The sequence below is a fragment of the Bradyrhizobium sp. USDA 4449 genome (assembly GCF_054056275.1).
The window spans coordinates 6537299-6563838 of record NZ_JBSRYD010000001.1 but is presented as its reverse complement, the minus strand read 5'-3'; the positions used below and the strand labels follow the sequence as shown (position 1 = coordinate 6563838).

The window sequence follows — 26540 nt, the reverse complement described above, 5'->3', positions numbered from 1 at the left end:
GCCCTTCGGGAAGCGGCTATCTGCCCGATCTATTCTCGGTGATCGTCGATTTCGGCCGCGACCTGCCCGTAATTCAGCAGGGCGACCAGCGTCGTTCCGCCCAGGATGTTGCCCAGCAAGGTCGGCAGGAAGAAATCCGAGGCATATTGCGCCAGCGACGCACGACCGCTTTGCACCAGGAAGGCGCACTCGACCGAGCCCGCGACGATGTGCGCGAACTCGCCGAGCGCGACCACATAGGTCATCACGACAATGATGTGCGCGCCCGATCCCTTGGTGGCTGGAAGCAGCCAGGCCATCAGGGCGATCAGCCAGCCGGCAAAGATCCCGCGGACCAGCGTCGTCGCGAACGTCCCCTCGATGGTGTGGCGGCTGAGATCGACGAAAGCGTCCAAGATCCGCGGTTCGAAGATGCTGGTATGCGCGAGCACGGATCCGACCGCCCAGGTTCCGACGATGTTGGAAACGAGAACCAGGGCCCACAGCTTGAGCACGCTTGCCAGGGTGCCGAGATCCCGGTTGTGCAGCAGCGGCAGGATCGGCGTCAGCGTGTTCTCGGTGAAGAGCTGCTGCCGCCCCAGCACCACGATCAGGAAGCCGACGGTGTAGCCGAGCGGGGCGATCAGCCGGCGGCCGGCGTCGTCGGAGATCAGCGCGTGAAACTCACCCTGGACGATCAGGGACAATCCCATCGAAAGGCCGGCGGCGAGTCCGGACAGCAGGATGGCCCACCATCGCCGCTCCAGTTCCTGCTCGCCCTCGGCGCGGATCGTCTCGTGGATCAGTGCGGCGTTCGGCCGGCTCTGGGATTCGATCTGCTCGGTTTGGCGCCGCGAGACGCCGTCGAGCTTGGAGGCTGGGCTGAACGACGGGCCCTCGTCTCGCTGGTCCATGTGGCGGTCTCCGGATGCTGGTCGAACTCAAGGCTGCCAATAGCGGTGAGTTCCTCGCGGTCGCTCCGGTCGTCGTGTCAAGATCGCGCGCAAACGAGCCCAGGAACCATCACCGCGAGCACGAGTTGGCCGTTCGGGCGGGGCGACATGCCACACGAGGTCCTCGGTGCAAGATATCGTGCGCGCGCGCTCGACGGCGCAAATCGCAGGCCATCCGATTCATCCGATGCTGGTGCCGATCCCCATCGCGTGCTTCGTTGGCGCGCTGCTGACTGACATCACCTATCTCGTCTCAGCTGAAATGATGTGGGCGGATTTCTCCGCCTGGCTTCTGCTCGTCGGCGTCATCTTCGGCGTGCTGGCGGCGATTGCCGGCCTGACCGATTTCCTCGGCAACCGCCTGGTGCGCGCGCAGGCGCCGGCCTGGCCGCATCTGATCGGCAACGTCGTCGCCATGATCCTTGCCGTCATCAATCTGCTGATACACACGCGTGATGCCTGGACCTCGGTGTGGCCGTGGGGGCTCGTTCTTTCGGTGCTCACCGTGCTGATCCTGCCTGTGACCGGCTGGCTCGGATGGGCCATGGTGTATCGCCACGGCGTGGGAGTTGCGCGATGATGTCTTTCCCCACACGCGCGCTGCTGTGCGCCTCGCTCCTCGCTCTTCTCGCCGGCTGCAAGGACGGCAGCGGCGACCCCAAGGCGCAGATCGGCGCCAATCCTGTCCTCCCTGACATCCAGCAATATCTGCTGCCGCCGATGCACATTGCCCGCATCGTCGGCTGGAAGAAGGACGAGACGCCTGATGTCGCGCAAGGCTTGCAGGCCAAGGCATTCGCGACCGGCTTGCAGCACCCGCGCTCGCTCTACGTGCTGCCCAATGGCGACGTGCTGGTAGTGGAATCCAAGGCGCCGAAGGCTGCCGCGATCAAGCGGCCCAAGGAGATCGTGATGGGTTACGTCGAGTCCTGGGCGACCTCCGGGGGCGATACTGGACCCAGCAATCGCATCACGCTGTTGCGCGATACCAATGGCGACGGCGTGCCGGATACGCAGAGCGTCTTCCTCGACCATCTCAATTCCCCGTTCGGCGTCGCGCTCGTCGGCAACGATCTCTACGTCGCCAATACCGACGCGATCATGAAATATCCTTACGCCGAAGGCGACACCAAGATCACCAAGCCGGGCACGGTGCTGACGCCGCTGCCCGGCGGTCCGATCGACCACCACTGGACCAAAAGTCTGGTCGCGAGCCCTGACGGTTCAAAGCTCTATGTCGGCGTCGGATCCAACAGCAACATCACCGAGAACGGCATGGAGGCCGAGCACAATCGCGCCGACATCCTCGAGGTCGATCGCGCCAGCGGCCGCTGGCGGATTTTTGCCAGCGGCTTGCGCAATCCGAACGGTCTCAGCTTCGAGCCGCAGACCGGCGCGTTGTGGGCCGTGGTGAACGAGCGCGACGAACTCGGGCCCGATCTCGTGCCTGACTACATGACGTCGGTGAAGGAGGGGGCCTTCTACGGCTGGCCCTACAGCTATTACGGCCAGCACATCGATCCCCGCGTCAAGCCGCAACGGCCGGACCTCGTGGAAAAAGCCATCGTGCCCGACTATGCGTTGAGCTCGCATGTCGCGCCGCTCGGACTTGCTTTCTCCAGCGGCAGCAAGCTGCCGGACGCCTATCGCAGCGGCGCCTTCGTCGGGGAGCACGGCAGCTGGAACCGGCAGGTGCTGAATGGCTACAAGGTCGTCTACGTGCCGTTCACAGACGGCAAGCCGAGCGGGCCGGCGCAGGACGTCGTCACCGGTTTCCTCAACACCGACAATCAGGCGCGCGGCCGGCCCGTCGGCGTTGCGATCGATAAATCAGGCGCGCTGCTCGTCGCCGACGACAGCGGCAATACGGTGTGGCGGGTGACGGCGGCGCATCCGCAAGTGACGCAGCGATAGGCAAGCCGCGGCAGCGATAGGAGAGGGATAATGGGTCTTGCCCAATACGCGATCGTACCGGTCCAGGACGAGTGGGGCGTGCTGCACGACGGCACCGTTAGGAGCAGATACGCCACGAAGGAAGCCGCGTTCGAGTCGGCGGTCGCCGCAGCGTCCCTGGCGCTTCGTGAGGGCCACGAAGTCCATGTCAGCGTGCCCGGTCGCGAAGCAGGCGAGAACGCGCTGGGAATCTAGCCCGGTCAAACGATCAGCCGGCCGCGCCGCCTGGCAATTCCGATCGTGACCTCGGCGCCGGCGTTGAAATCGAGGCGGTCGGCTTCGACGCCGTCGCTGAAGATGACGCCATTCTCCGCCATCAGCGAGCGGATGCGCAGCTGCTCCTCGGACGCGAGGCGGCCGCAGACGAGATTGGTCTGGGAGTTGCGGCTCGGAAAGGGCTCGCGCACGGCGAAGCGCAGTTCGGGCGCGTCCCAAGGCAAGGCATCGTAGCCGCCCAGCGGCGGCGGCCGGCCAAAACTGCCGGCGATCGCAAGCGAGCCGGTGACGATGCTCTTGAACCATGCGGTCGATCCGAGCCCGGTCGAGACGATCAGCCCGCTCGAGGATTGCCGCTCCGTCGTCCCGCCGGCGGTAATCTCGTAGGTCGCCGAGACATGCGTGCGGGGGCCGATGAAGAGGTCGTTCACGGCGTGCAGCACCTGGCCCTCGCTGAGCCGCGCTTCCGCCATCGTCACGGCCTGGCTGCTGCGCTTGTCAGCGGCGACCTCCGGCAGCAGCTTTGCGAGGTCGCGCGGTGCGAAAGGAAGCAGGATGCCGTCGTAGCGCGCGGGGTGCGGATTGAGGCCGACAAGCGGATGGTCGTCGAGATATTTCATCGTGTTGGCGACCACGCCGTCCTGGCCCAGCGCGACGACGATGTCATCGGGCGCGAAGATGAAGCTGGCCAGGAAGCCGCGCTCGATCACCTGATACCGCCCCCATTGCTCCAGCGCCTGCAGCGTCGCATGCTTCTGCGCCTGATAGACCTCGTGCTCGTGCTCATAGTCGGAGAAGTCGGCGCCGAGATGCTCGACATGGAAGCGGGCCTGGGCCGCCGTCAGGTAACGCGCGACCAGGTCTTCCAGCCTGGTCTTGCGCGTCACCAGCACGATCTTGCGGTCATTGGCGGCGGGCATTGGCGGCCTCCGTCGGCTTCGGCTTCTCCAGCAGCTGGCTGAGCAGATCGGGCGAGACGTTGAGCTGGCCGATCTTCTCGGCCTTTTCGGCGATGCCGGAGAATGCCTGCGCGATCAGCTGGCCCGGCTGCATGCCCGCGGCTGCGAGCGCCTGGATCACGCGGGTGTCGACGCCCTCGAAGATTTTCATCAGCGCGCCGACCCGATAGGCCTCGGCATCGGCCAGCGTGCGGGTGTTCTCGGCGTTGAGGCCGACGAAGTCCTTGCGCTTGCCTTCCAGCACAATGTCCGCGGCCATGCCGGCCTGACGCAGCTCGTTGCGCTTGGCGGCGACGCTCGCCTCGGCGTCCATCTGAGTTTCGCGGATCGAGCGCTTCTTCTGCTCGACGGCGATCTCGGTGTCGAGCTCGCTCTCGCGAATGGCGCGCTCCTGCTCGACGGCGAAATTGCGCCGCGCGAAGATCGCCTCGTCCGCATTCTTCAAAATCGCTTCGCGCGCCTGTGCTTCCAGCGCCCTGGCTGTATCGGGCGTCGGCTTGACGGCGCGGATCGACACGCCGAGGATTTCGATGCCGAGGGCTTCGATGTCGGCGCGCGCCCGCAAGCCACCTGCGACGATGTCGGCGATGCGGTCGGAGGCCTGCAGCGCATCCTTCAGCGTCAGCTCCTTGATCGCCTGCTGCGCGAGCACCTCGACCGTGCCGAGAATGCGCTCCGGCAGCTTCTCGGGATCGTCGGTCTCGTAAGTCTTGCCGTCGGACTTCAGGGTGAAATTGAGCATCGAGGCCGCCTTCTTCGGCTCGCGGACGCGATAGGTGACGTGGCCTTGGACGGTGAGCGTCTGAAAGTCGCGCGCGATCTGCTGCAAGATGAAGGAGGCATCGCGGCTGCCGACCGGCACGGCGACGAGCGTGGTCACCGGCGCGTAGTAGAGCGCCGAGAGCCCGGTACCCTCGGCCACGACCGCGCCGGCGCGGTACTTCATCAAATAGGTGGTGGGCTGGGCCTTGATGAATCGGATGCCGAACATGGCTTTCTCCAGGAACTAGATAAGTTGGTCTGAGCAACTAACTAAGTTGGACTGTACAACTAAGTATGCTACTGTCAAGGCCGAACAGGGAGGTTACCAATGCGGGGCAAGGATCGGACCCAGGGGTCTGGACAAGGGCTTGGAAAGCCGGGACATCTGGACTTCCCGAGGCCGCTGACCACGGTCGACGTCGTGATTTTTGCGATTCTCGACGACAGGCTGCAGGTGTTGCTGGTGCAGCGCCCGGCCGGAGAGGATGAACCCTTTCCGCTGAGCCTGGCGCTGCCGGGCGGCTTCGTCGACGTCGCGAAGGACCGCGATCTTGCGGAATGTGCGGCGCGCAAGCTGAAGGAGAAGAGCGGCGTCAGCAGCCCTTACCTTGAGCAGCTCGGCAGCTGGGGAAGTGCGACGCGCGATCCGCGCGGCTGGTCGGCGACGCACGCTTATTTCGCGCTGATCCCGGCATACGCGAGCGTGCTCACGTCGGATGCGCGATGGTGTCCGATCGGCGGCGGGTTCAAGGAGAAGCTCGCTTTCGACCATGGCGACATCCTGGCCAGCGCAATCCAGCGGCTGCGCAACAAGGTGGAGTATACCTCGCTGCCCGCTTACCTTATGCCGGCGGAATTCACGCTGCCGGATTTGCAGCGTGTCTACGAGATCGTACTCGATCGTCCGCTGGAGAAGAGCGCCTTCCGGACCCGGATCCTGTCGGCCGACATGATCGAGCCGGTGGCCAACATGCGGCGTGGCCCGAACCGCCCGGCGCAGCTCTATCGTCTCAGGAAGGGCCGGGATCCCGTGTATTTCGTCCGGACGTTCAATCCGCCGGAATGAATTCCGCGGCGTCGTCAGCAGCATGCGGGATGGAGCTTGCCCCATAACATCATGTTAGGTTTATCGCATAACTGGGTAATTGTGTTAGGCCGGCGAATGCCTATTGTAGTACTCACTCAAGACACCGACCGGCAATGCCAGCGTTCGCGGACACCGCAGGAGCGCCCGGGGATTGCTGCCCAATTGTCCAACGAAGCCCGCTGACGGGACGACAACAAACGAACAGATCGGGAGGAACTTTGCTATGGCTACGACGCGCGCGATCCAACACATGAGCCAGTCCGGGAAGGCTGCTGCAAGCGGCTGGATCGGGTCGGCTCTCGAATATTATGACTTCTTCATCTACGCGACTGCGGCATCGCTGGTCTTCCCGCAGATCTTCTTCCCGTCCGACAATCCAACGGTTGCGATCGTCGCATCGCTTGCGACCTATGGCGTCGGCTATGTTGCGCGGCCGATCGGGGCCTTCGTGCTCGGTCATTGGGGCGACACCCACGGCCGCAAGACGGTTCTGCTCGTCTGCATGTTCTTGATGGGCATCTCGACCATGGCGGTCGGCATCCTGCCAACCTATCAGCAGGTCGGCATCCTGGCGCCGATTCTGCTGGTCCTTCTGCGCCTGGTGCAGGGCTTTGCCGTGGCCGGCGAAATCTCCGGCGCAAGCTCGATGATCCTGGAGCACGCACCGTTCGGTCGGCGCGGCTTCTACGCAAGCTTCGCCCTTCAGGGCGTGCAGGCCGGACAGATTCTGGCAGCTGCGGTCTTCCTGCCGCTGGCGGCCTATATGCCGACGGAGGCCTTCAACAGCTGGGGGTGGCGGATTCCGTTCCTGCTCAGCTTCTTCGTCATCGTCGCAGGCTACATCATTCGCCGCGAAGTCGACGAAACCCCCGCTTTTGACCGCGAGGGCGAACGGGGAGAAAAGCCGCAGGCGCCGATTGTCCAGGCAATCAAGCTGAGCTGGCCCGACATGCTCCGCGTCATCTGCATGGCGCTGATGAACGTCATTCCTGTCGTTGCGACCATCTTTGGCGCGGCCTACGCGGTCCAGCCGGCCTACGGCGTCGGCTTTGCCAAGGACGTCTACCTGTGGATCCCCGTGCTCGGCAACATGGTCGCCGTGTTCGTCATTCCCTTCGTCGGCAATCTCTCCGACAAGGTCGGTCGCAAGCCTCCGATCATCGTGGGTGCGCTGCTTTCGGGCGTGCTCGCCTTCTTCTATCTCTACGCCATCAGCATCAAGAACGTGCCTCTCGCGATCGTGATCTCGCTGTTGATGTGGGGCGTCGTCTATCAGGGCTACAACGCGATCTTTCCGAGCTTCTATCCGGAGCTGTTTCCGACGCGCACCCGCGTGTCGGCGATGGCGATCTCGCAGAACATCGGAACGACCATTACTGCGTTGCTTCCGGCGCTGTTTGCGAGCGTGGCCCCTCCCGGCTCGGCCAACATTCCCTTGACGGTGGGGGCGATCGCTTTCGGCATCACCGTCATCGCGGCGCTGGCGGCCCTCACGGCCCGGGAGACCTATCGCATTAGCATCGACGATCTCGGTAATCCCAAAGCCGTCCCGATGGCGCGGGCCGACTACGATCGTCGGCGCGAAGACACGCAGGACAGTGCTGCCGCCGTTCGGACCTGACGGTTGAAGTCAACGCCGCTGCGACGGATGATGTTCGCAGCGGCGAGGCTTCGTGGTATGGACTCACCGTCGATTGAAGCTTTGTGCGCGTGAGCGCGATGATGATGAGGTTAGCAGGATGAATCCCGCTGTTGTTGCGGTCGCAATCACCGGCTCCGTTCCGCGCAAGAAGGACAATCCCGCGGTGCCGATCTTGCCGGCAGAGCAGATCGAATCGACGCACCAGGCCTTCGAGGCCGGTGCCACGCTTGCGCACATCCACGTTCGCAACGACGACGAAACGCCGTCCTCAGACCCCGAGCGCTTTGCCCTGGTGCAGGAGGGCGTCAGGAAGCATTGTCCCGGGATGATCGTGCAGTTCTCGACCGGAGGGCGCGGCCGCGATCCTTCGGCGCGCGGATCCTCGCTCTATCTCAAGCCCGACATGGCCTCGCTTTCCACGGGCTCGGTGAACTTCCCGACCATCGTCTATGAGAACAGCGCCGCCCTGGTCGAGACTCTCGCCACCGGCATGAAGGCGAATGGCGTCCGTCCTGAGATCGAGATCTTCGATCTGTCGCATCTTCACGGCGCCCGTCGGTTGATCGAAGCGGGGTTGATGGACGCGCGCCCGCACGTACAATTCGTCATGGGCGTCAAGAACGCGATGCCGGCCGACGAGCATGTGCTCGACATCCTGCTGGGAGAGCTGAGACGCCTGATCCCGCAAGCGACCTGGACGGCGGCCGGGATCGGACGCCATCAGGCCGAGGTGATGGACTGGGCCCTGGCGCGCGGCGCCGACGCGGTTCGCACCGGGCTCGAGGACAACATCAGGGTCGACAAGACGCGCCTGGCCCGCAGCAATGCGGAACTCGTGAGCATCGCCTGTGAAGCTGTCAGGCGCCACGGCCGGCGCGTCGCGACTGCGGCCGAAGCGCGATCCCTGCTCGGGATCGCGGGGTAGGGACGATCATCCCGGGCCTGACGTCTGCCTGACATGCTCCCGGCTGCCTTCTGCCATTCGGCGGCCGGCGTTCCCGTGAGCGGACTCTCCGGGTAAGACAGGGCTCACAGGCGTAATCGACGCCTGCCGGGCAGGCGACGACTGGAATGCGGTTCTTGAAATCCGACAGCAGGCTGATCGGGGTCCTGCTGGTGCTTGCAATCACCCAGCTCATCGGATGGGGAACGATCGGCCTTCCGGCCGTGATCGGTCGCGATCTCGGAGCCGATCTCGGCATGAGCCTGTCGGCCGTGTTTGCGGGCAGCTCGGTCCTTTATGTCACGATGGGTCTGTGCGCCCCCTGGCTCGCCAAGGCCTTTGCGCAGCACGGTGCACGCGAGGTGATGATGGTGGGCACCGTCGTCTCCGTGCCGGGCTACGTCGTTCTGTCTTTCGCGCGTGAGCCGCTGCTCTATTTCGCCGGCTGGGTCATTCTCGGTATGGGCGGCAGCGCCACGCTGTCGACCGGCGCCTACATCATGCTGAACGAGGTCGCCGGACGCGGCGCCAAGAATGCCATCGGCGGCCTGATGTTGGTGACGGGTCTCTCCAGCAGCATCTTCTGGCCGACCACGTCGTTTCTCAGCGATTGGCTCGGCTGGCGCGGCACTTGTCTGGTCTATGCCGCGATGATGCTCGCCATCAACCTTCCGCTTTATGCGTTTGTCGCGCCGCGCCGGAAAATTGTGACTGACGATCGTGGCGACGCCGCCGAGGCTGCGCCGCCGCCTGTGATTCCGAAAAGTACCTTCGGTCTCGTTGTCGGCGTGATCACGATGAACGCCTTCGTCAATTTCGGCATCGGTGCCATTTTGCTCGAGTTGCTGAGGGCGGAGGGCCTTGCGCCGGCGCAGGCGCTCGCATTCGGATCGATGCTGGGCGTGATCCAGGTCAGCGCGCGCGGCCTCGACTTCCTCGGCGGCGGGCGATGGGACGGCATCACCACTGGCCTGGTCGCTGGCACCGCGCTTCCCGTTGCCATGGTGATCTTGATGCTGAGCGAGGGCGCGACCTGGGCGGTTGCGACCTTCATCTTGCTCTATGGCGCCGGCAGCGGCGCGATGGCCGTGGCGCGGGCGACGATTCCGCTCGTCTTCTACGACCAGGCCGAATTCGCCAAGGCGATGTCGATGATCGCATTGCCGCTCAATCTGGCCTCCGCAATCTCGCCCCCGCTTCTGGCAGGCTTGCTTACTCAGTTCGGCAGCCGCGGCGCGCTTGGCCTGACGCTGGTCATATCCTGCGCGACGGTGCTGATCCTGGTTTTGCTTGGACGGAGGCGTCCGCACTTGGCTGTGGCCGCCGCGACGTGAGGTCATCTGGTAATATTCGCAACGCGGAATCGCGCATCGCGGGCGACCTCCGCTGCGAGGCGGGGGGATGGCCGTATGTCCGGCGCGCAGGGCTCGGCGCCGCAAAATGGTGTATCCGCAGAGAGCGCGGCCCGCGATCTCGCCGCCGTGCCAATATCCAGTTCCCCGGAGGAAAGACATGTCGGCCCTGCCGCTCTCAGGCATCAAGATCCTTGATCTCACGCGTGTGCTCGCCGGGCCCTTGTCGGCCCAGATGCTGGGCGATCTCGGCGCGGACGTGATCAAGATCGAGCGGCCCGGCACCGGCGACGATGCGCGCGCCTTCGGCCCGCCATACCTGACCGACCCCGAGGGCAAGGCAAACAACAACAATTCGTTCTATCTCTGCGCCAACCGCAACAAGAAGTCGGTCACCGTCAACATCGCCAAGCCGGAGGGGCAGGCGATCATCCGCGAACTGGCCAAGGACGCCGACGTCTTCATGGAGAACTACAAGGTCGGCGATCTCAAGCGCTACGGCCTCGACTACGAGACGATCAAGGCGATCAATCCCAAGATCATCTATTGCTCGGTGACGGGCTTCGGCCAGACCGGCCCCTACGCGCCGCGTGCCGGCTACGACGCGATCCTCCAGGCGATGGGCGGCCTGATGAGCGTCACGGGTCATATCGACGGTGAACCCGGCGAAGGCCCGATGAAGGTCGGCCCGTCGATCGTCGACTACATGACCGGCATGAACACCTCGATCGGGCTGCTCGCGGCGTTGTACCATCGCGACGTCAATGGCGGGCAGGGACAGCACATCGACGTGTGCCTGTTCGACACCGTCATTGCCTCGCTGTCGCACTGGCTGCAGATATTCCTCGTCAATGGTAAGACGCCGCCCCGTCGCGGCACCTGGGGCAATGGCGGCATGCCCGCGGGCGTGTTCCGCTGCACCGACGGCGAGCTGATGCTGGTGGTCGGCAATGACGGCCAGTTCCAGCGCACCTGCGCCGTGCTCGGCCGGCCGGAGCTTGCCAACGACAAACGCTTCATCAAGAACAACGACCGCGTCGTGCACGGCAAGGAGATCATGGCGATCTTCGCCGGCCTGTTCCTGACCAAGCCGGTGGCCTACTGGCTGGACAAGCTCGAGGAGGCCGGCGTCCCGTCCGGCCCGATCAACGATTTCGAGCAGGTGTTCGCCGATCCGCACGTGCAGTCGCGCGGCATGCGGGTGAAGGTCGACCATCCCTTCGCGCCCGACCTGTCGCTGATCCGCAACGCGCTGACCTTCTCGGAGACCCCGATCAGGACCTACCGCGCGCCGCCGCTGCTCGGCGAGCACACCCAGGAAGTTCTTGGCGGTCAGCTCGGCTATGACGCGGGGAAGATCGAGGAGTTGAAGAAGCAGGGGATCATCTAGCGAGAGCGGCGGCAGTGTGACGCTTATGCGGCCTTACCTGGGCTTGCGCGCAATCCCCAGATAAGTCCGGTCCGTACTCACACAGGCTTTCGCTTTGCTCGCGACTCTGATTCGATCCCTCGAGGTGGGTACGGGAGGGAGTGCATCATGTCCTACACCATCGGGTTCCAAGCGAAAGACCAGAAGGCCATTCTGGCGACCGAGGCGGCGACGGCCAATCAGGCTGTGGCGATCATTGCCGCGCTGCGGCAAAGTGCCGAAGAGATCAAGTTCATCCGCTCGCCGCAGGAAGGCGACATGGGCATCGAGATGCTGCTGCTGCTCGCCAAGGAAGAGGCCGAGGAGATGCCGCAGCGCAGCTAGCTCTCCTCAGGGCGATCACACTTCGATCAGAAGCGAAGCATGTCGGCTGCATGATGATGTAGTCAGGCGACAGTCTCGCTCGTACCGAAGGTGGCCGCCCATGAAACGCGAAGCGCTCCGCGTCGAACCGATCTCGTCTTATCTGGATCGCTGGAAGGCGCCGACCTCACCCGTCACGCGCGCCGGCAACATGATCTTCGTCGCCGGCCTGCCGCCATTCGATCCGGCAACGGGCGAGCTTGCGGAAATGCCGATCGAGCGGCAGAGCGAGATCGTCATGGAGCAGATGAAGCTGTGCCTTCAGACGGCTGGCGCCTCGCTCGACAACGTCATGAAGTGCAACGTCTACTGCACCTCGACGAAACATTTCGCCGCCTTCAACACGGTCTATGCCCGCTACTTCCCGGTCGATCCGCCGGCGCGGATTTTCATCTGCACGCCGGAATGGTTCGGCCCGTTCGACGTCGAGATCGACTGCATCGCGATGATGTGAGCGCTACCGCGCAGCCACCTTCGACGGCGCCTTGGACTCCGTCCGTCCCGCCGTCAGCGCCATCGTCGCCACGCTGACGACGCGCGCGACCACGTCCTCGACGTCGTCGAGATCGCATTGGCCGTCCGACAGCTTGGTCAGGCGCTCGCTCTCGCGAATGGTGTGGTGCGCCATGGCAAGTGCGAAATTCAGGCCCCAATAGATATCGACATCGTTGCGATCGGGCAGGGCCCGTCGCATGGCGCCAGCGAATTTGCGCAGGTGATCAATCTCGCGGTTTTTGATGCGGCGGATCGGCGGCACGGATTCGATGGATGCGCGGATCATGAAGCGCGCCGCGGTGGAGCGCTGGTTCTCGGGGCCCAGGCAACCGCGCAGCGTCGGCCCCACCAGCGCGCGCAAGATCACCTCGATCGGCGCGTGTCCGCCGCCTGCTTCTTCGGCCGCCTTCAATTCGCGCAGGCGCTCGCGGTTGGTCGCGATCGACCGCGTGACGAATAATTCCGCGATCAGTTCGTCCTTCGAGCCGAAATGATAATTCACCGCAGCCAGATTGACGTTTGCCTCCGCGACGATGTCGCGCAGCGTGACGTCGCCGAAGCCGCGATCGGCGTAGAGCCGTTCGGCGGCGGCGAGAATGGCAGACCTCGTATGATCGCTGGCCATGGATTGCCCTCAGGGAGGGAGTTGCAATTCAAACAGTTGTATGAAACTATCGTTTGAAGATCGGAGAAAGTCAATCCGCAATCGCAACCGTTCGCATCGACCGAACCGGTTCCGGAAGCTCGCAAACGCGCATTCGCGCTTGCGGGCCGCACATTGCGGCAGGACAGTCCGCCACAAACGAGATCGCAAAGAGAGAACGAGGAGCGTCCCATGGACTTCGATATGTCGCCCAGGCAAAAGGAATGGCTCGAGCGCGTGCAATCCTTCATGGCCAAGCACGTGCGTCCGGCGGTGCCCATCTATGATCAGCAGGACAAGAGTGGCGATCGCTGGAAGGTCATCCCTGTTCTCGAAGACCTCAAGAAGAAGGCGAAGGCTGAAGGCCTCTGGAACATGTTCATGCCGCCGAGCGAGCATGAGGATGACGAATTCCGCGGTGCGGGATTGACCAATCTCGAATACGCGCTGCTGTCGGAAGAGATGGGGCGTATCACCTGGGCCTCCGAAGTGTTCAACTGCTCCGCGCCCGACACCGGCAACATGGAAGTGTTCATCCGCTACGGCTCCAGGGAGCAGAAGCGCAAATGGCTGCGCCCGTTGATGGACGGCGAGATCCGCTCCGCCTTCCTGATGACGGAACCGGCGGTCGCGTCCTCCGACGCCACCAACATCGAGACCCGCATCGAGAAGGACGGCGATCACTACGTCATCAACGGCCGCAAATGGTGGTCGTCGGGCGTCGGCGACCCCCGCTGCAAGATCGCGATCCTGATGGGCAAGACCGATTTCAACGCCGCCAAGCATCAGCAGCAGTCGCAGATCCTGGTGCCGCTCGACACGCCAGGCATCAAGGTCGAAAAGATGCTGCCTGTGTTCGGCTTTGACGACGCGCCGCACGGCCACGCCCAGGTGCTGCTCGAGAACGTGCGCGTGCCCAAGGAGAACATCCTGCTCGGCGAGGGCCGCGGCTTCGAGATCGCGCAGGGCCGCCTCGGGCCGGGCCGCATTCACCATTGCATGCGCACCATCGGCAAGGCCGAGGAAGCGCTGGAAAAGATGGTGAAGCGGCTTTCCTCGCGCACCGCCTTCGGCAAGAGGATCGTCGAGCACTCGGTGTGGGAGCAGCGCATCGGCGAAGCCCGCACCAATATCGAGATGACGCGTCTGCTCTGCCTCAAGGCCGCCGACATGATGGACAAGGTCGGCAACAAGACCGCGCAGGCCGAAATCGCGATGATCAAGGTCGCAGCACCGAACATGGCGCTGAAGATCATCGACGAGGCGATCCAGGCGTTCGGTGGCGCGGGCGTCTCTGACGATGCTGGCCTCGCCAAGGACTACGCCCACATCCGTACGCTGCGGCTCGCCGACGGCCCGGACGAGGTGCACAATCGCGCCATTGCAAGGTTGGAGGTTCGGAAGTATGCCAATTCTCCCAAGCATTAAGCGAGAGAGCGGGACGAAGCGCCCGCTCTGAAGAAACGGCAAGAGCATGACCCGCATTCGGTGACCGCTTGACGCAAGTGCGTCAGCGGTTACCGATTAGGATCATATCCGGACTGAAGAGGGAGCGTCACCGTGGCTGATGGCGTCAGGAAAGACGAAGAGTTCTCGGGCACCAAGCCGGTCGAGGAGCGTCATCGCTTCGACGAGCTCAGGCTCGAGGCCTGGATGCGCGACAACGTCGAAGGTTTTGCAGGCCCGCTGGTCGTGCTCCAGTTCAAGGGCGGCCAGTCCAATCCGACCTATCGCCTGAACACGCCGTCGCGCTCCTACGTGATGCGCCGCAAGCCGTTCGGCAAATTGCTGCCCTCGGCGCATGCGGTCGATCGCGAATATCGCGTCATCGCAGCCCTTGGAAAGCAGGGCTTTCCGGTCGCGCACGCCTACGCGCTGTGCCAGGACGACAGCATCATCGGCGCGGCCTTCTACATCATGTCGATGGAGGACGGCCGCGTGTTCTGGGATCCGACGCTGCCGAGCCAGGACAACGACGCGCGGCGAAAAATCTTCACCAGCAAGATCGAGACGCTGGCACAGCTCCACATGTACGATCCTGGCGCGATCGGCCTCGGCGATTTCGGCAAGCCGGGCAACTATTTCGCGCGCCAGATCGACCGCTGGACCAAGCAGTATCGCGCATCCGAAACCCAGCACATTCCGGAGTTCGAGAGGGTCGCCGAATGGCTGCCCAAGACCGTGCCGGAACAGGCGCGCGTCTCGATCGTCCACGGCGACTATCGCCTCGACAACATGATTTTCCATGCAACGGAACCGCGCGTGCAGGCGGTGCTCGACTGGGAGCTGTCGACGCTCGGTGATCCCATGGCCGATTTCACCTACCTGTTGATGCAGTGGATCATGCCGGGGCTCGACGGCGCCGACCTCAAGGCGCTCAACATCCCGAGCGTGGAGGAAGCCGCGCGGATCTATTGCAACGTCACCAAGATGACGGTGCCCGATCTCAACTGGTACTTCGCCTACAATCTGTTCCGCCTCGCCGGCATCACGCAGGGAATCGCCGGTCGTGTCCGCGACGGCACCGCCGCCAATGCCAAGGCACTGGAATCCGCCAAGCGCACCGTGCCGCTCTCAAAGGCGTCGTGGGAGTATGCGCAGAAGGCGGGCGCGGTGTAGGAATAACGAAGGCGCGGCTGATTGATCGCCGCGCTTTTTTTGTCTTGCTGCCTCGCCATGCCCGCGCGCTCCGACATTGCGAGCGCAGCGAAGCAATCCAGAATCTTTGCGCGGAGGCAGTCTGGATTGCTTCGTTGCATCTGCGCAAAATTGCTGCGCAATTTTGTCGCGAGCTCCTCGCGATGACGAGGAGGCGGCGCCTTTCGCAACCGAGCGGATCATTGTATTCTTGTGCACCCAAGCCACGCGAGATGACGGATGATCGATCACACGACTCTCATCACCTATATCCTCATCGTGCTCGGGTTCGTCTTCATTCCCGGTCCAGCGACATTGCTGACCATGGCGCGCGCGGCCAGTTCCGGAACGAGGGTCGGCATCGCGACAGGGGCGGGGATTGCCGCAGGCGATTTGATCCACACCGCGATGGCCATCGTGGGCCTGTCGGCGATCGTCGCAACCTCGGCACTGCTGTTCAGCATCGTCAAATATGCGGGCGCAGCGTTCCTGATCTATCTCGGCATTCGCGCCATGCTCGAGAAGGCGCCGATCGAGTTGCACAGTGCGCCTCCGATCAGCGCGGGCCGCGCCTTCCGCCAGGCTGTGCTGACCGAGGTGCTCAATCCGAAAACAGCGCTGTTCTTCCTCGCCTTCCTGCCGCAGTTTGTCCGACCGGAGCACGGCTCGATGGCACTTCAGCTCGCCACGCTCGGGGCTGTCTTCGTGCTGATCGGCCTCGTCAGTACGATCGTGTTCGCAGTCGGTGCCGGCCGACTTGGCAATCTGCTGCGCCGCCATCCCGCCGTGGTGAAGTGGCAGGGCAAGGTGGTCGGGACAATCTACTGCGCCGTCGGCGTGCGGCTGGCCTTGCAGGAGCGATGAGGCGCCGGCCCCTACGACGTCGCCTTCGCGCAATGCGCGATCAGCTTCTCCACGAACTCGGCGCACTTCTCAAGCTCGGCCATCTCCACGAACTCGTCAGGCGTATGCGCTTGCGCGATCGAGCCGGGACCGATCACCACCGAGGGGATGTCGGCCATGCTGGCGAACAGGCAGGCTTCGGTGCCGAACGCGACCTTGGCGTGGTCGTTGCGGCCGGCTAGCTGCTTTGCCAGCGTGACGATGGCGGCGTCGGCCTTGGTGTCGAGGGCGGGGTAGTCGAGGATCTCCTCGAACGCGATGCCGCATTCAGGGCTCTTCGCCTTCATCGCAGGCTCGAGTTCGGCCTTGGCCCAGGCGATGATCGCGTCCGTCACTTCCCTGGACTCGGTGATGCCGATGCCGCGGCATTCGAAGTCCACGGTGCAGGTATCAGGCACGATGTTCAGCGCCGCGCCGCCATGCACGATGCTGGTCAGCAGCGTCGAATGCGGCACGTCGTAGAGGCTGTTGCGCTCGGCCTCGCTTGCGAGCTTCACCGCACGGCGGCGGATCTCGGTGATCAGCTCGGCGGCATATTCGATGGCATTGACGCCATCGGGTGCGATCGAGGAGTGGCGGGCGAGGCCGTGGAAGGTCGCTCGCACGCCGTGCTTGCCTTTGTGGCCAATGATGACCTTCATCTCGGTCGGCTCGCCGATGAAGGCGCCGAGCGGTCTCACTTTCTTCTTCGCGACCACGGCCAGCATCGGCCGCACGCCGACGCAGCCGATCTCCTCGTCATAGGAGATCGCCAGATGGATCGGCGTCGTCAGCTTCGCGTCCAGCATCTCCGGCACCATGGCGAGGCACACCGCGACAAAACCCTTCATGTCGGTGGTGCCGCGGCCGTAGAGCCTGCCGTCGCGTTCGGCGAGCTTGAACGGATCATGGCTCCAGTCCTGGCCGACGACAGGCACGACGTCGGTATGGCCCGACAGCACGAGGCCGGGCTTGTCCTCCGGCCCGATCGTGACCCAGAGCGAAGCCTTCTGGCCGGTCTCGTCGGTGATGCGCTCGCCCTTGACGCCGAGGAAGGCGAGATAGCTCTCGATATGCGCGATCAGGGGCAGATTGGTGCGATCGCTGACCGTGTCGAAGGCAACAAGCTCGGCGAGCATGTTGCGGATGCGGTCGGCGCGCGAACTCGGGAAGATCGGATTGGGCATGGTCATTTCTTGTCGGAGCTGAACGGGCTGAGATTACTGCATGAACCATACCAATGTGACGGCCAGTCGGGCAAATCAACACAGGCTAGAAGGGCCTCGGAGCCCACAACAACAGCTTGCGTTGCCTGTCGGGCAAAACACCCCAGCCGTGGGACAAGCTGTGCATCCGAAAATATTCCACTTTACCGAAATTCGGAAACGGCGTATCTGTCGCGGCAACCCGGCCCATGGAAGAGGGGCGTATCGCGATCGTCACGACGCGGGCCGGACGGCGGTGGGCGTGGGCCGCATCGGCGCGAAGGGTTCTGCAGGGCGGGCAACCGTGAGCAAAGCGTCGCGCAAACGACCGGTGTGATCCGCGTACGGCAAAATCGTGTGGTCCTGGCGCCCGGAGTCTGTGCGTCAAGGCTCGTGGTGACGCGTGTGGCCCAACCGGGCCCTCGTGTCAGTCATCTGCGAGCCGACGGGGGCAATAGTGCATCGCTCCCCGGGGAGATCACGACATAAGCCGTCAAACCACTGCGCAGGGAAGGCCGGATGTTTGGGCTTCACCTGTATGCCGCTGTGCAGCCTCTTGTAGCGCAACTAGATCGCACAGTGGACCGCGGGTGCGAGGTCGGCACCCGGTCTTCCCTGCGCCCTCTTTCATCTGAGGGTAGGCGACGAAGCAAAGCTCGGGCGACGTGCCGCGAGGATGCGAAGCTGTGTCTGCAATGAAGATGCGAATCGAAGGAGCGAAGTCGTTGCCGCATACTCCGTCATTGCGAGCGCGAGGTGGAGAAAGTTGTGCGCCGAAACTTCGCTCTCGCGCCTCGGACGCAGCGCAGCAACGCTCGCGCGTTGCAGCGCGTCCGGGACACGAGACCGACGCTAAACCGGCTTCCCCGTATACGGCATCGAGGCCGTCAGCCCGCCATCCACCGGGAAGGCCTGGCCGTTCACATAGGACGCTTCGTCGCTCGCCAGGAACAATCCCATCGCGGCAAGTTCGTGCGGCTGGCCGGGGCGCTTGAGCGGATTGAGCTGGCCGATCTTGTCCTGGGTGCCGCGCTCCTTGGCGCGGTCGAAGATCGGCTTGGTCATGCCCGTCTCGATCAAGCCGGGGCACACTGCATTGATGCGCACGCCTGTGCCGGTGAGCGAATAAGCGGTGGTCTGCACCAGGCTGATTACGCCGGCTTTGCTCGCGGCATAGGGATGCCCGCTGGCGCCGGCCTTGAGTCCCGCAACCGATGCGGTCAGCACGATCGCGCCGGATTGCTGCTTCACCATGTGCGGCATCGCATGCTTCACCGCAAGGAACGGTCCGATCAGATTGACGCGCAGCACCTCCTGCCAATGTTCCACGGTCTGCTCGCCGAGTGGAACGAGTCCGCCGGAAATACCGGCATTGGCCCAGATCACGTCGAGCCGGCCGTGCGTGTTCACGGCCTTCTCGATCACGGCGATGACGTCCTTCTCGGAGCCGGCATCGGCGATCATGGCCTCGGCAACACCGCCGGCCTTCTTCACCTCGTCGACGGTCTCCTTCACTGCGTCGGTGCGATCGACCGCGATCAGCTTGGCGCCTTCCCTGGTGAACAGCAGCGCAGCTGCGCGACCGATGCCGCTGCCGGCGCCGGTGATGATGACGGATTTGCCTTGCAGACGGCCCATGCGTTCCTCCTTTGGTACTTGCGCGACGCTTGCCGCGCGACGGAATTTCAAACAGAATTTCAAACGGTAAAGTGTCTTGAGACACGTTCGCTACTCACGTACAGCGACATCACACGGGATGGAAGAGCTTCAATGGCAACCGCGGACAAGCCTGATGTAGTCACGACACGGTGGTGGTGGGTTCGCCACGCACCGGTGCGCAATGACGGCGGCAACATCTACGGGCAGAGCGATCTCCCCTGCGACACCAGCGACACCTATGTGTTCAATGCCGTTGCCAAGGTGCTGCCGCGCCAGGCGGTCTGGTATTCGAGCAATCTGATGCGCACGCATCAAACAGCCGAAGCGATCTGGGCGGCGGGCTACCCGAAGCCTGAATCGATGAAGTGGGAGGCTGACCTGGCCGAACAGAATCTCGGAAGATGGCAGGGCATGAACCGTGCCGCGTTCATCGCCAGCCGTCCCGTCGGCTCGAACTGGTTCGCCGACATCAACGAGCCCGCGCCCGGCGGCGAAAGTTTCATGGATCTTTATGTCAGGACGCGCCGAACGGTCGAACGGATCAACAATGAGGCGGCCGGGCAGGATGTGATCGCGGTCGCGCATGGCGGCACCATCAAGGCCGCGATCGGCCTCGCACTCGACGGCCAGGTCGAACGGGCGCTGTCGTTCGACATCGACAACGTCTCGATCACGCGGCTCGATTATTTCGCAAGCCCCGAGCGCAGCGTCTGGCGGCTGCCCATGGTGAACCAGCAGCCGTGGATCGCCGACGATGCACATGCCGAGATGCATCAGCCGGCGGGACCGGAAGTCAAGAAGCTCGCGTGACGTCGCTGTCCGTGCGCGGACGCGGCGTAGAATTTTAAGCCAAATCGAAATCGTACTCTGGGAGAGAAACATGACCTTGTTCGACATGAAGGGCAAAGTTGCCGTCATCACCGGCTCGACGCGCGGCATCGGGCTTGCGATCGCCGAGCGCATGGCCGAGCACGGAGCCAAGGTCGTGATCTCCTCGCGCAAGGCTGACGTCTGCGAAGAAGTCGCCGAGGGCATCAACGAGAAGTTCGGCAAGGGCACCGCGGTCGCGATCGCCGCCAACATCTCCTCCAAGGAAAATCTGCAGAACCTCGTCGACGAGAGCAACCGCGCCTTCGGCAAGATCGACGTGCTGGTCTGCAACGCCGCGTCGAACCCCTATTACGGTCCGCTCGCCGGCATTTCCGACGATCAGTTCAGGAAGATTCTGGACAACAATATCGTCGCCAACAATTGGCTGATCTCGATGGTGGTGCCGCAGATGATCGAGAGCAAGGACGGCTCTGTGATCATCGTCTCCTCGATCGGAGGCCTGAAAGGCTCGACCATCCTCGGCGCCTACGCGATCTCGAAAGCCGCCGACATGCAGCTCGCGCGCAACCTTGCCTGCGAATACGGCAAGCACAATATCCGCGTGAACTGCATAGCCCCCGGCCTGATCAAGACCGATTTCGCGAAAGCGCTGTGGGACAATCCGGAGAATTTGAAGGCCTCGACCTCGCGCTCGCCGCTGCTGCGCATCGGCATCCCCGACGAGATCGCTGGCGCCGCCGTCTTCCTGGGCTCAAAGGCCGGCGACTTCATGACCGGCCAGACCATGGTGATCGACGGCGGCGCGACGATCAGCTAGGGCCCTCTCGCGTCCGGGGCACGAGAGCGTCGCCTCAATCCACCGCCGCGTAAACCAGATCCCTGACCAGGGTCCGCGTAAAATCGCGCTGGCCCGGACCCTGGCTCATGAACACCGTGAACAGGTCCTCCTTGGGATCGATCCAGAAGAACGTGCCGGCGATGCCGCTCCAGAAAAACGTGCCGACGCTGCCCGGAAAGGGCGCGATGCCTGCGTCGCGGCGGACGGCGAAACCGAGGCCGAAACCATGGCCGGGCGAGAGCAGCGTGCCGTTGGCGACGACATCGGGTCCGAGGTGATCGGACGCCATCAGCTCGAGCGTCTTGCGCCCGATGATCCTCGCGCCGTCGAGCGTGCCGCCGTTGCGCAGCATCAGAGCGAAGCGGGCGTAGTCCATCGTGGTCGAGACCAGGCCGCCGCCGCCTGATTCCATGACCGGCCGTTCGAGCATGTTGAACAGCGCGACCTTGTCGCCGGTCCAGGGATCGGTTTCGAACGGCTGGGCGAGCCTGTGTGCATTGGCCGCGCAGGTGGAGAAGCCGGTCTCGGTCATCTGCAAGGGCGCGAGGATGCGTTCAGTCAGGAAGGTGCCGAGCGATTTGCCGCTGACGATTTCGATGATGCGGCCGAGGATGTCGGTGGAGCGGCTGTAGTTGAATTCATCGCCGGGGTGGCAGACGAGGGGGAAGCTCGCCACCAGCGCGGCGTGCTCGGCATTGCTGATCTTGCGGCTGCGGACGCGGGACTCCTGATAGAGCTTGTGCACGGGCCCGTCGCCCTGGTGCTCGTAGGTGAGGCCGGAGGTGTGGCGGAGCAGGTCTTGCACCGTCATCGGCCGCTTTGGCGGAACCAGTTCCAGCTTGTCGCCGCTGACGATGCCAACTTTCTGGTCGGCGAACTCCGGAATGAATTTGGCGACGGGATCGCCGAGGAGGAGGTGGCCGTCCTCGACCAGCGCCATGATGCCGACCGAAACGATCGGCTTGGTCATCGAGAAGAGCCGGAAGATCGAATCAAGCGCCATCGCCGGGCCCGCCGGGCTCTGCTTGCCGAGCGCCTCGAACCAGCCGACCTGGCCATGGCGGGCCACCAGCACAGTCACGCCGGGGACGGTTCCCTTGTCGATCTCGCGCTTGAACGCGCCCGACATCGCCAGCAGGCGGGAGCGGGACAGGCCCAGCGTCTCGGGCTTAGCTTCGGGAATCGGTGGGGTTTTCGGGGCGGTCGCGGCTTGGGTGGCTGTGGCAGTCATGGGCACTCCCGGTTGTTCTTGATTATCGGGATTGGAGAGTGGCCCAGAAGCTGCTGTACAAACAAGCGAAGCCAGCGCGCTTCACCCTTGCAATCCGTCCTTGCAATTTAGCCGTCCCCTGTGCTTGAAAGCGCCCCTGATCCGGCGGCGACGCAAGGGTCCGTAGGAGTGTAGCTCAATTGGTAGAGCACCGGTCTCCAAAACCGGGGGTCGCAGGTTCGAGCCCTGCCACTCCTGCCACGAAATCAAGGACTTAGCCGGAAGCTTGGTCGGTCGTTCAGCAGATTTGCTACCGATTTGCTACCCAACTGCCTTCGTGCCGAGGAATCCCGCCGTCAAATCGCTGATGGTCTCAGAGAGGCGCTGGTCAGCCAGTTTCAGCCGTTTCCTCTTGGTATAGTTCCGTAACAAGGTCGCCGGATCGTCGCCGATGCGCTGAGCGACGGTGTGCACAGGTATGCCGGCATCAAGCAGAGCAGTGCTGTGAATGCCGCGCAGGTCATGGAAGCGCGTCTTCCCGAAACCGAGTAGTTCGGCCTGGTCGGCGAAATCCCGCGAGAAATTCCGCGGCTGACGGGGTGCGGTAAACGACAGGCCCCTGTCCGGGCCAAAGAGGGCCGGGAACATCAATGCGCCGGCAGGCAGGCGAATGAGCGACAGGTCGGCATCTGCACCATCAGGGACGCCTGCTGCAAGCCTGAGGTGCCTTTCCTTGTGGGCCAACAGGACGTCCACTGTGGCCTGATCCAAATCGATCGTGCGCAGCCCGCGTTTCGTCTTGGGCGGCTTAATGCGGAGCTTGAACTTCTTTGTGTGCTCCAGGGCGCGCTCAATGCGAAGGGTTCGCTTTTCGGGATCGAGATCACTCCACCGCAATGCCAGGAGTTCGTTTCGCCGGGCCCCGGTGGCGGCGGCAAGCACCACGGTCGGGTAGATCGGGTGCGGCTGGAAGCCAGAAATCAACTCCCTCATCTCGGCCTCGCTGAGGCCCTCGCCGATATCGTCCGTCTCATCGGGCTGGTCCGATTGGTCACCTGCTTCGCCGTAGACCACGCTGTCCGGGTTGGGGATCTGCTCCACGCTAGCCATAGGATTGGTTGCCAGAAGGCCCTTGCGATGGGCTGTGGACAAGCATGCGCCGAAGACGACGTGGACGTGATGGGCGGTGCGGGGGGAAATCGCGCCCTTGGCTTCTATGTCAGCATAAAGCCGGTCAATTTCAGGGGCTCTCAGCTTCTGAAGAAGTCTGGCGCCAAGTGCCGGCTTCACGTGAGTGCGAAGAAGCTGCCCGTACCGCTCTAGTGTCCGTTGGCCCGGCTTCTTCCGCCGCCGGCCTGGCGCACCAGCCTCCAGCCACTGTTCGATCCAGTCGGCGACCGTTAGCTTCGATGGGTCTATGTAAGACCCGCCCTTCATCTCGGAAATCAGCCGCGCGCACTCAACTTGCGCCTCTCGCTTCGTCCCCTTGAAACTGTGCCATTTGCGCTTTCGCTTGCCACTGGCCGGATCGTGGCGGTCGAGAATGATCGCCCAGCGCCCGGGAGAGCGTTCGCGCAGATGGCCTTTCATGATCCGCCCCCCTCCAAGCACTCACGAACTGTCTCGCAGATGCGTTCGCTCATTTTAGCGGCAGCTTCTGAGAAGTCAGCGTCTGGGATAGGGGCAATCTCGAGGGTGAAGCGTCGCAACGCCTCAACTTTCTCTCGATTGCCGCCGAGCAGGACATTCAGCATGTCCTCGGCTCCTTGGATACGTGCACGTTGGTGCTGTCCGCCTTGGGGGGCTGCTGTCTGTTGGATATCTCCGTGCGCGGCGGACTGCTCGTGCAAAAGGCCCGTGTTTGGCCGGCCCTCTGGGTGCTCCTGAGTCGTGGCAATGCCCATCCCCTTCAGGACGGCAAACGCAATAAGCGCGGCAGGATCGGGCTCCCCGTCCTGTTCTTGCGGCTCCCACGGCACCGAAAGAGGTCCCTTGAAATAGGCCTCGCAGATCATCATCGTCGCCCGCGCCATAACGTCCGGCGAATATTCGCCGCCAGCAGCTGCGATAGCCTGCGCGATGGCCTTGGGTAAGCTGACCCGCACGCCGAGCCATGTTTCCAGATCGAACGATTGTTGTAAGCGCCCCTCGATTTCTTCGCTAATCGATTTCTGGTGCGCAGCTGCGGCGCTGGCCAGTCTTTCCCGCATGTCCCCTCTGGCGCGAAATGTCAGGTTGTGAGTTCGCTTCTCAGCAGCCGACAAAGCTGGCCTTCCTCGAGTTTTCTTGCCGTCCGTCATGCCGAGTACCTTCCAGTCATTTTAAGCACTGGATATCACGTGCGATAAATCTTGACAAGGGGGTACATGGCGCCCATTTATATTATTGCACTGATATTCACGTGCTTTAATTGGATGGAAAGTCATGAACCAGGAAGTTGAGATGTTGCTGTCAAGTCCTACGGCTTCGGTTGAAGAAGTGGGACGGATCATTTTTGGATTGAGTAGGAATGGGAGTTACGACGCTGCCAAGAGGGGAGATATTCCCACGATCAAAATTGGCAGATTGCTCAAGGTCCCCACCGCACCTCTGCGCAGACAACTCGGTCTCGACGCCGCTTGAAAGAGGCGGCGAAGCACGCCAGCAGCAAGATCGGCCCGACGGTTCGGTGTACGGCCGAAGTTCGTAGCGCCGCCTAATCATCAAACGAAAACCCAGCCGCACGATCCAGTCTTGCGAGGATCAGTCGTGCGTGCCGGGCTCAGAGAAAGACAGTCTATGTTCCATACCATACGCCCGGAAAAACTCAAACTCGAACCAGAGCGAGCCGAACAGAAGAGCAGCAAAACAAGCGAGAATTTGCTGCTCGACACGTTGCCGCCTCGCGTCGATCCGAAGAGTGGCATGAACGAGGACTCCGTAGCAGTAACGCTGCTGAGCCGTCAGGACACGACCACGGCGCGCCTGGATGAATGGGGCGATCTCATAATCGAGCAAATATGCTGGCCCAACGAGAACCAAATAGTTCTGATTGGCGCGTCGTGCATCGAGCAATTCGTTGATGGGCTGCTCGACCTACTCGGTGTGCCGAGTGTCGGGAGGCCGACACCATGAAGAGAGTCGATCCCGAGCAATTGGTTCGAGACCTTTGGGGGCTAAAGAAGACGCTGGGGTCCAAAGAAAAAGGCGGCGCGTCGGAAGATGCCGCCAAAGCAGTCGCGCCCCTTGCGGCTGATCAGCGTGGCAGGTTTGCCAAATTTTACTACGACACGTTCCCGTCCGGCTGGACAGCGGACGAAGTTGCCGCGCAGTTCAACGTCTCACCATTTTCGGCCAGGCCTAGAATTTCCGAGCTGCATCAGGTCGGTCTGATCAAGAAAACAAACGAGCGGAGACGCAATCGCAGTTGCCAGACCGCGACCGTTTGGGTTGCGACCGAGTTGCTAGTGGGGGAGCGCGCGGTTGCTGCGGCCGAAGGGCTTAACCCCGGGGTTATCCCCCCAGAATGAGCAAGACGGAGTCAGAGCGAGCCCAATTGAGATCCTTCACAGGCGATAAGCTGGATTGGCTTTCCGCCTTAAGCGGAGATCCACGCCTGGATGCGAGGGCATTCGAAGTGGGCTTTCAGATCGCCCAACACGTCAACGCTCAAACCGGCGTCGCGATTCTTTCCGACGACACCATAAGCGACAAGACTGGAATACCGAAGCGCTGGGTATTGCGAGTGCGAAATGCGCTTCGGTCTGCCGGTTGGATCAATTGGAAACGCACCAAGACGGCCAACATCTATTGGACTCTCGGCGGTCAGATAAACCAAGTCACTGATCGGCAAATCGTCCTCCGCGAAATGCGCCAAGAGCGCAGGTTGAAGCTTCGAAATGCGCAGCAAGAAACGCCACCCGTGGCGTATTTAAAACTGCAAGAAACGCCACCCGTGGCACTTCCAGAAACGCCACCCGTGGCACTTCCAGAAACGCCACCCGTGGCGAACATACACCTTAGTAGGAACACCTTGGATCTAACACCTTCAAAGATCTCTCCTCCAGTAGAGGATCCTCTATTAGGTATAGAAGGGCCCGCTGCTGAAATGTGGCTGCTCACAGAACTTGGTGGGGGCGATGCGGCGCTCGGCAATCAGATTGCCGATGCGATCGGAAGCCGGCGCTTTCTGACCCTGTTGGACGCACTGACCAACGGGTCGCTCTATCGTTCGCAGATCCAATCAGCATCTGACTTCGCGATAGCGCGGAGGAATGTCGATGCAGCATGATGTTAATGCGAAGGTGGACGATGTTTCGGACCAAAACCGACGCATCGCATTGGAGCGCGCAGATGCAGCTCGCCAAGCTTTCGAACTCGCGGCGTCGACACTGGAAGAATACAACACGAATGAGCTTTATCACAGAGCCCTCGTAAAGGGCGCGGGCCTCGTTAGAAAGTTGGCGTACGATTTTACTCTGCCGTTAAATGACAGCGGGGCGAATGTCAGTGTATTTCTTTCG

The 26540-nt window shown here is 62.8% G+C and carries 28 protein-coding genes and 1 tRNA gene; 20 read left to right on the top strand and 9 right to left on the bottom strand.

Going from position 1 to position 26540, the window contains the following annotated elements:
• Positions 1-29: 29 nt before the first annotated feature.
• Positions 30-893 carry a formate/nitrite transporter family protein gene (locus ACVIIW_RS30910; RefSeq protein WP_456704157.1) on the bottom strand — a complete coding sequence of 288 codons (864 nt, stop codon included), beginning with the start codon at positions 891-893 and terminating at the stop codon, positions 30-32.
• A 166-nt stretch (positions 894-1059) separates the two neighbouring features.
• Here ACVIIW_RS30910 and ACVIIW_RS30905 point away from each other — a divergent pair, with 166 nt between their 5' ends.
• Genes ACVIIW_RS30905 through ACVIIW_RS30895 form a run of 3 tightly spaced genes read left to right on the top strand, consistent with a single transcriptional unit; the run spans position 1060 to position 3080 of the window.
• Entirely contained in the window at positions 1060-1512 is a 453-nt protein-coding gene (locus ACVIIW_RS30905; RefSeq protein WP_456704156.1) for a DUF2231 domain-containing protein, read from the top strand.
• Entirely contained in the window at positions 1509-2846 is a 1338-nt protein-coding gene (locus tag ACVIIW_RS30900) for a PQQ-dependent sugar dehydrogenase (RefSeq protein ID WP_456704155.1), read from the top strand. The genes ACVIIW_RS30905 and ACVIIW_RS30900 overlap by 4 nt, the downstream gene beginning before the upstream one ends.
• A gap of 30 nt (positions 2847-2876) precedes the next feature.
• On the top strand, positions 2877-3080 hold the full coding sequence (locus tag ACVIIW_RS30895; RefSeq protein WP_456704154.1) for a hypothetical protein: 204 nt from the start codon (positions 2877-2879) through the stop codon (positions 3078-3080).
• 5 nt (positions 3081-3085) lie between these two features.
• Here the strand turns inward: ACVIIW_RS30895 and ACVIIW_RS30890 are convergent, their stop codons facing one another.
• Entirely contained in the window at positions 3086-4021 is a 936-nt protein-coding gene (locus ACVIIW_RS30890) for a sugar kinase (RefSeq protein WP_456704153.1), read from the bottom strand.
• The gene (locus tag ACVIIW_RS30885; RefSeq protein ID WP_456704152.1) at positions 4005-5051 is read right to left on the bottom strand and encodes an SPFH domain-containing protein; all 1047 of its coding nucleotides are present in this window, start codon (positions 5049-5051) and stop codon (positions 4005-4007) included. The genes ACVIIW_RS30890 and ACVIIW_RS30885 overlap by 17 nt, the downstream gene beginning before the upstream one ends.
• 99 nt (positions 5052-5150) lie before the next feature.
• Between ACVIIW_RS30885 and ACVIIW_RS30880 the strand changes: the two genes are divergently transcribed.
• From ACVIIW_RS30880 to ACVIIW_RS30850, 7 genes are all read left to right on the top strand, one after another.
• Positions 5151-5888, top strand: coding sequence for an NUDIX hydrolase (locus ACVIIW_RS30880; protein ID WP_456704151.1), 738 nt, complete (start codon positions 5151-5153; stop codon positions 5886-5888).
• Positions 5889-6132: 244 nt separating this feature from the next.
• Entirely contained in the window at positions 6133-7530 is a 1398-nt protein-coding gene (locus ACVIIW_RS30875; RefSeq protein ID WP_456704150.1) for an MFS transporter, read from the top strand.
• A gap of 118 nt (positions 7531-7648) precedes the next feature.
• Entirely contained in the window at positions 7649-8476 is an 828-nt protein-coding gene (locus tag ACVIIW_RS30870; RefSeq protein ID WP_456704149.1) for a 3-keto-5-aminohexanoate cleavage protein, read from the top strand.
• 146 nt (positions 8477-8622) lie between these two features.
• Positions 8623-9828 carry an MFS transporter gene (locus ACVIIW_RS30865; protein ID WP_456704148.1) on the top strand — a complete coding sequence of 402 codons (1206 nt, stop codon included), beginning with the start codon at positions 8623-8625 and terminating at the stop codon, positions 9826-9828.
• Positions 9829-10006: 178 nt separating this feature from the next.
• Positions 10007-11236 (top strand): CaiB/BaiF CoA transferase family protein, encoded by a 1230-nt coding sequence (locus ACVIIW_RS30860; protein WP_456704147.1) that lies wholly within the window; start codon positions 10007-10009, stop codon positions 11234-11236.
• 147 nt (positions 11237-11383) lie between these two features.
• Entirely contained in the window at positions 11384-11599 is a 216-nt protein-coding gene (locus tag ACVIIW_RS30855) for a hypothetical protein (protein WP_456704146.1), read from the top strand.
• A 100-nt stretch (positions 11600-11699) separates the two neighbouring features.
• Positions 11700-12092 (top strand): RidA family protein, encoded by a 393-nt coding sequence (locus ACVIIW_RS30850; RefSeq protein WP_456704145.1) that lies wholly within the window; start codon positions 11700-11702, stop codon positions 12090-12092.
• Between the two features lie 3 nt (positions 12093-12095).
• Here the strand turns inward: ACVIIW_RS30850 and ACVIIW_RS30845 are convergent, their stop codons facing one another.
• Complete coding sequence (locus ACVIIW_RS30845) at positions 12096-12758, bottom strand: TetR/AcrR family transcriptional regulator (RefSeq protein WP_456704144.1); 663 nt, start codon at positions 12756-12758, stop codon at positions 12096-12098.
• 210 nt (positions 12759-12968) lie between these two features.
• Here ACVIIW_RS30845 and ACVIIW_RS30840 point away from each other — a divergent pair, with 210 nt between their 5' ends.
• From ACVIIW_RS30840 to ACVIIW_RS30830, 3 genes are all read left to right on the top strand, one after another.
• Positions 12969-14204: an acyl-CoA dehydrogenase family protein gene (locus ACVIIW_RS30840; RefSeq protein ID WP_456704143.1), complete on the top strand. Its 1236-nt coding sequence runs from the start codon at positions 12969-12971 to the stop codon at positions 14202-14204.
• A gap of 132 nt (positions 14205-14336) precedes the next feature.
• The gene (locus tag ACVIIW_RS30835) at positions 14337-15395 is read left to right on the top strand and encodes a phosphotransferase family protein (protein ID WP_456704142.1); all 1059 of its coding nucleotides are present in this window, start codon (positions 14337-14339) and stop codon (positions 15393-15395) included.
• A gap of 258 nt (positions 15396-15653) precedes the next feature.
• Entirely contained in the window at positions 15654-16277 is a 624-nt protein-coding gene (locus ACVIIW_RS30830; RefSeq protein WP_456704141.1) for a LysE family translocator, read from the top strand.
• Positions 16278-16288: 11 nt separating this feature from the next.
• Here ACVIIW_RS30830 and argE read toward each other — a convergent pair whose 3' ends face one another.
• Positions 16289-17482, bottom strand: coding sequence for an acetylornithine deacetylase (gene argE, locus ACVIIW_RS30825; protein ID WP_456704140.1), 1194 nt, complete (start codon positions 17480-17482; stop codon positions 16289-16291).
• Between the two features lie 870 nt (positions 17483-18352).
• A complete protein-coding gene (locus tag ACVIIW_RS30820; protein ID WP_456704139.1) occupies positions 18353-19138 on the bottom strand; it encodes an SDR family NAD(P)-dependent oxidoreductase in 786 nt (261 codons plus the stop codon).
• 132 nt (positions 19139-19270) lie between these two features.
• On the opposite strand from ACVIIW_RS30820, the gene ACVIIW_RS30815 reads away from it, so the two are divergent.
• Positions 19271-19969, top strand: coding sequence for a histidine phosphatase family protein (locus ACVIIW_RS30815; RefSeq protein WP_456704138.1), 699 nt, complete (start codon positions 19271-19273; stop codon positions 19967-19969).
• A 70-nt stretch (positions 19970-20039) separates the two neighbouring features.
• Positions 20040-20807, top strand: coding sequence for an SDR family NAD(P)-dependent oxidoreductase (locus tag ACVIIW_RS30810; protein ID WP_456704137.1), 768 nt, complete (start codon positions 20040-20042; stop codon positions 20805-20807).
• 34 nt (positions 20808-20841) lie between these two features.
• On the opposite strand, the gene ACVIIW_RS30805 is transcribed toward ACVIIW_RS30810, so the two are convergent.
• The gene (locus ACVIIW_RS30805) at positions 20842-22059 is read right to left on the bottom strand and encodes a serine hydrolase domain-containing protein (RefSeq protein WP_456704136.1); all 1218 of its coding nucleotides are present in this window, start codon (positions 22057-22059) and stop codon (positions 20842-20844) included.
• A 164-nt stretch (positions 22060-22223) separates the two neighbouring features.
• Between ACVIIW_RS30805 and ACVIIW_RS30800 the strand changes: the two genes are divergently transcribed.
• A tRNA-Trp gene (locus ACVIIW_RS30800) sits at positions 22224-22299 on the top strand.
• A 60-nt stretch (positions 22300-22359) separates the two neighbouring features.
• On the opposite strand, the gene ACVIIW_RS30795 is transcribed toward ACVIIW_RS30800, so the two are convergent.
• Both ACVIIW_RS30795 and ACVIIW_RS30790 read right to left on the bottom strand, forming a co-directional pair.
• The gene (locus tag ACVIIW_RS30795; RefSeq protein ID WP_456704135.1) at positions 22360-23628 is read right to left on the bottom strand and encodes a tyrosine-type recombinase/integrase; all 1269 of its coding nucleotides are present in this window, start codon (positions 23626-23628) and stop codon (positions 22360-22362) included.
• Entirely contained in the window at positions 23625-24338 is a 714-nt protein-coding gene (locus ACVIIW_RS30790; protein ID WP_456704134.1) for a hypothetical protein, read from the bottom strand. Before ACVIIW_RS30790 ends, ACVIIW_RS30795 begins: the two co-directional genes overlap by 4 nt.
• A 124-nt stretch (positions 24339-24462) precedes the next feature.
• Between ACVIIW_RS30790 and ACVIIW_RS30785 the strand changes: the two genes are divergently transcribed.
• From ACVIIW_RS30785 to ACVIIW_RS30770, 4 genes are all read left to right on the top strand, one after another.
• Positions 24463-24660: a helix-turn-helix domain-containing protein gene (locus ACVIIW_RS30785; protein ID WP_456704133.1), complete on the top strand. Its 198-nt coding sequence runs from the start codon at positions 24463-24465 to the stop codon at positions 24658-24660.
• A 156-nt stretch (positions 24661-24816) separates the two neighbouring features.
• Positions 24817-25152 (top strand): hypothetical protein, encoded by a 336-nt coding sequence (locus ACVIIW_RS30780; RefSeq protein ID WP_456704132.1) that lies wholly within the window; start codon positions 24817-24819, stop codon positions 25150-25152.
• Positions 25149-25547, top strand: a complete 399-nt coding sequence (locus ACVIIW_RS30775) for a hypothetical protein (RefSeq protein ID WP_456704131.1) — start codon at positions 25149-25151, stop codon at positions 25545-25547. The genes ACVIIW_RS30780 and ACVIIW_RS30775 overlap by 4 nt, the downstream gene beginning before the upstream one ends.
• On the top strand, positions 25544-26308 hold the full coding sequence (locus tag ACVIIW_RS30770) for a hypothetical protein (RefSeq protein WP_456704130.1): 765 nt from the start codon (positions 25544-25546) through the stop codon (positions 26306-26308). Before ACVIIW_RS30775 ends, ACVIIW_RS30770 begins: the two co-directional genes overlap by 4 nt.
• Positions 26309-26540: the final 232 nt, after the last annotated feature.

What these genes read in the sequence shown, in the direction of transcription:
- ACVIIW_RS30910 (WP_456704157.1), bottom strand. Translation starts at nt 893, where the DNA reads ATGGACCAGCGAGACGAGGGCCCGTCGTTCAGCCCAGCCTCCAAGCTC.
- ACVIIW_RS30900 (WP_456704155.1), top strand. Translation starts at nt 1,509, where the DNA reads ATGATGTCTTTCCCCACACGCGCGCTGCTGTGCGCCTCGCTCCTCGCT.
- ACVIIW_RS30895 (WP_456704154.1), top strand. Translation starts at nt 2,877, where the DNA reads ATGGGTCTTGCCCAATACGCGATCGTACCGGTCCAGGACGAGTGGGGC.
- ACVIIW_RS30890 (WP_456704153.1), bottom strand. Translation starts at nt 4,021, where the DNA reads ATGCCCGCCGCCAATGACCGCAAGATCGTGCTGGTGACGCGCAAGACC.
- ACVIIW_RS30885 (WP_456704152.1), bottom strand. Translation starts at nt 5,051, where the DNA reads ATGTTCGGCATCCGATTCATCAAGGCCCAGCCCACCACCTATTTGATG.
- ACVIIW_RS30880 (WP_456704151.1), top strand. Translation starts at nt 5,151, where the DNA reads ATGCGGGGCAAGGATCGGACCCAGGGGTCTGGACAAGGGCTTGGAAAG.
- ACVIIW_RS30875 (WP_456704150.1), top strand. Translation starts at nt 6,133, where the DNA reads ATGGCTACGACGCGCGCGATCCAACACATGAGCCAGTCCGGGAAGGCT.
- ACVIIW_RS30870 (WP_456704149.1), top strand. Translation starts at nt 7,649, where the DNA reads ATGAATCCCGCTGTTGTTGCGGTCGCAATCACCGGCTCCGTTCCGCGC.
- ACVIIW_RS30865 (WP_456704148.1), top strand. Translation starts at nt 8,623, where the DNA reads ATGCGGTTCTTGAAATCCGACAGCAGGCTGATCGGGGTCCTGCTGGTG.
- ACVIIW_RS30860 (WP_456704147.1), top strand. Translation starts at nt 10,007, where the DNA reads ATGTCGGCCCTGCCGCTCTCAGGCATCAAGATCCTTGATCTCACGCGT.
- ACVIIW_RS30855 (WP_456704146.1), top strand. Translation starts at nt 11,384, where the DNA reads ATGTCCTACACCATCGGGTTCCAAGCGAAAGACCAGAAGGCCATTCTG.
- ACVIIW_RS30850 (WP_456704145.1), top strand. Translation starts at nt 11,700, where the DNA reads ATGAAACGCGAAGCGCTCCGCGTCGAACCGATCTCGTCTTATCTGGAT.
- ACVIIW_RS30845 (WP_456704144.1), bottom strand. Translation starts at nt 12,758, where the DNA reads ATGGCCAGCGATCATACGAGGTCTGCCATTCTCGCCGCCGCCGAACGG.
- ACVIIW_RS30840 (WP_456704143.1), top strand. Translation starts at nt 12,969, where the DNA reads ATGGACTTCGATATGTCGCCCAGGCAAAAGGAATGGCTCGAGCGCGTG.
- ACVIIW_RS30830 (WP_456704141.1), top strand. Translation starts at nt 15,654, where the DNA reads ATGATCGATCACACGACTCTCATCACCTATATCCTCATCGTGCTCGGG.
- argE (WP_456704140.1), bottom strand. Translation starts at nt 17,482, where the DNA reads ATGCCCAATCCGATCTTCCCGAGTTCGCGCGCCGACCGCATCCGCAAC.
- ACVIIW_RS30820 (WP_456704139.1), bottom strand. Translation starts at nt 19,138, where the DNA reads ATGGGCCGTCTGCAAGGCAAATCCGTCATCATCACCGGCGCCGGCAGC.
- ACVIIW_RS30815 (WP_456704138.1), top strand. Translation starts at nt 19,271, where the DNA reads ATGGCAACCGCGGACAAGCCTGATGTAGTCACGACACGGTGGTGGTGG.
- ACVIIW_RS30810 (WP_456704137.1), top strand. Translation starts at nt 20,040, where the DNA reads ATGACCTTGTTCGACATGAAGGGCAAAGTTGCCGTCATCACCGGCTCG.
- ACVIIW_RS30805 (WP_456704136.1), bottom strand. Translation starts at nt 22,059, where the DNA reads ATGACTGCCACAGCCACCCAAGCCGCGACCGCCCCGAAAACCCCACCG.
- ACVIIW_RS30795 (WP_456704135.1), bottom strand. Translation starts at nt 23,628, where the DNA reads ATGAAAGGCCATCTGCGCGAACGCTCTCCCGGGCGCTGGGCGATCATT.
- ACVIIW_RS30790 (WP_456704134.1), bottom strand. Translation starts at nt 24,338, where the DNA reads ATGACGGACGGCAAGAAAACTCGAGGAAGGCCAGCTTTGTCGGCTGCT.
- ACVIIW_RS30785 (WP_456704133.1), top strand. Translation starts at nt 24,463, where the DNA reads ATGAACCAGGAAGTTGAGATGTTGCTGTCAAGTCCTACGGCTTCGGTT.
- ACVIIW_RS30780 (WP_456704132.1), top strand. Translation starts at nt 24,817, where the DNA reads ATGTTCCATACCATACGCCCGGAAAAACTCAAACTCGAACCAGAGCGA.
- ACVIIW_RS30775 (WP_456704131.1), top strand. Translation starts at nt 25,149, where the DNA reads ATGAAGAGAGTCGATCCCGAGCAATTGGTTCGAGACCTTTGGGGGCTA.
- ACVIIW_RS30770 (WP_456704130.1), top strand. Translation starts at nt 25,544, where the DNA reads ATGAGCAAGACGGAGTCAGAGCGAGCCCAATTGAGATCCTTCACAGGC.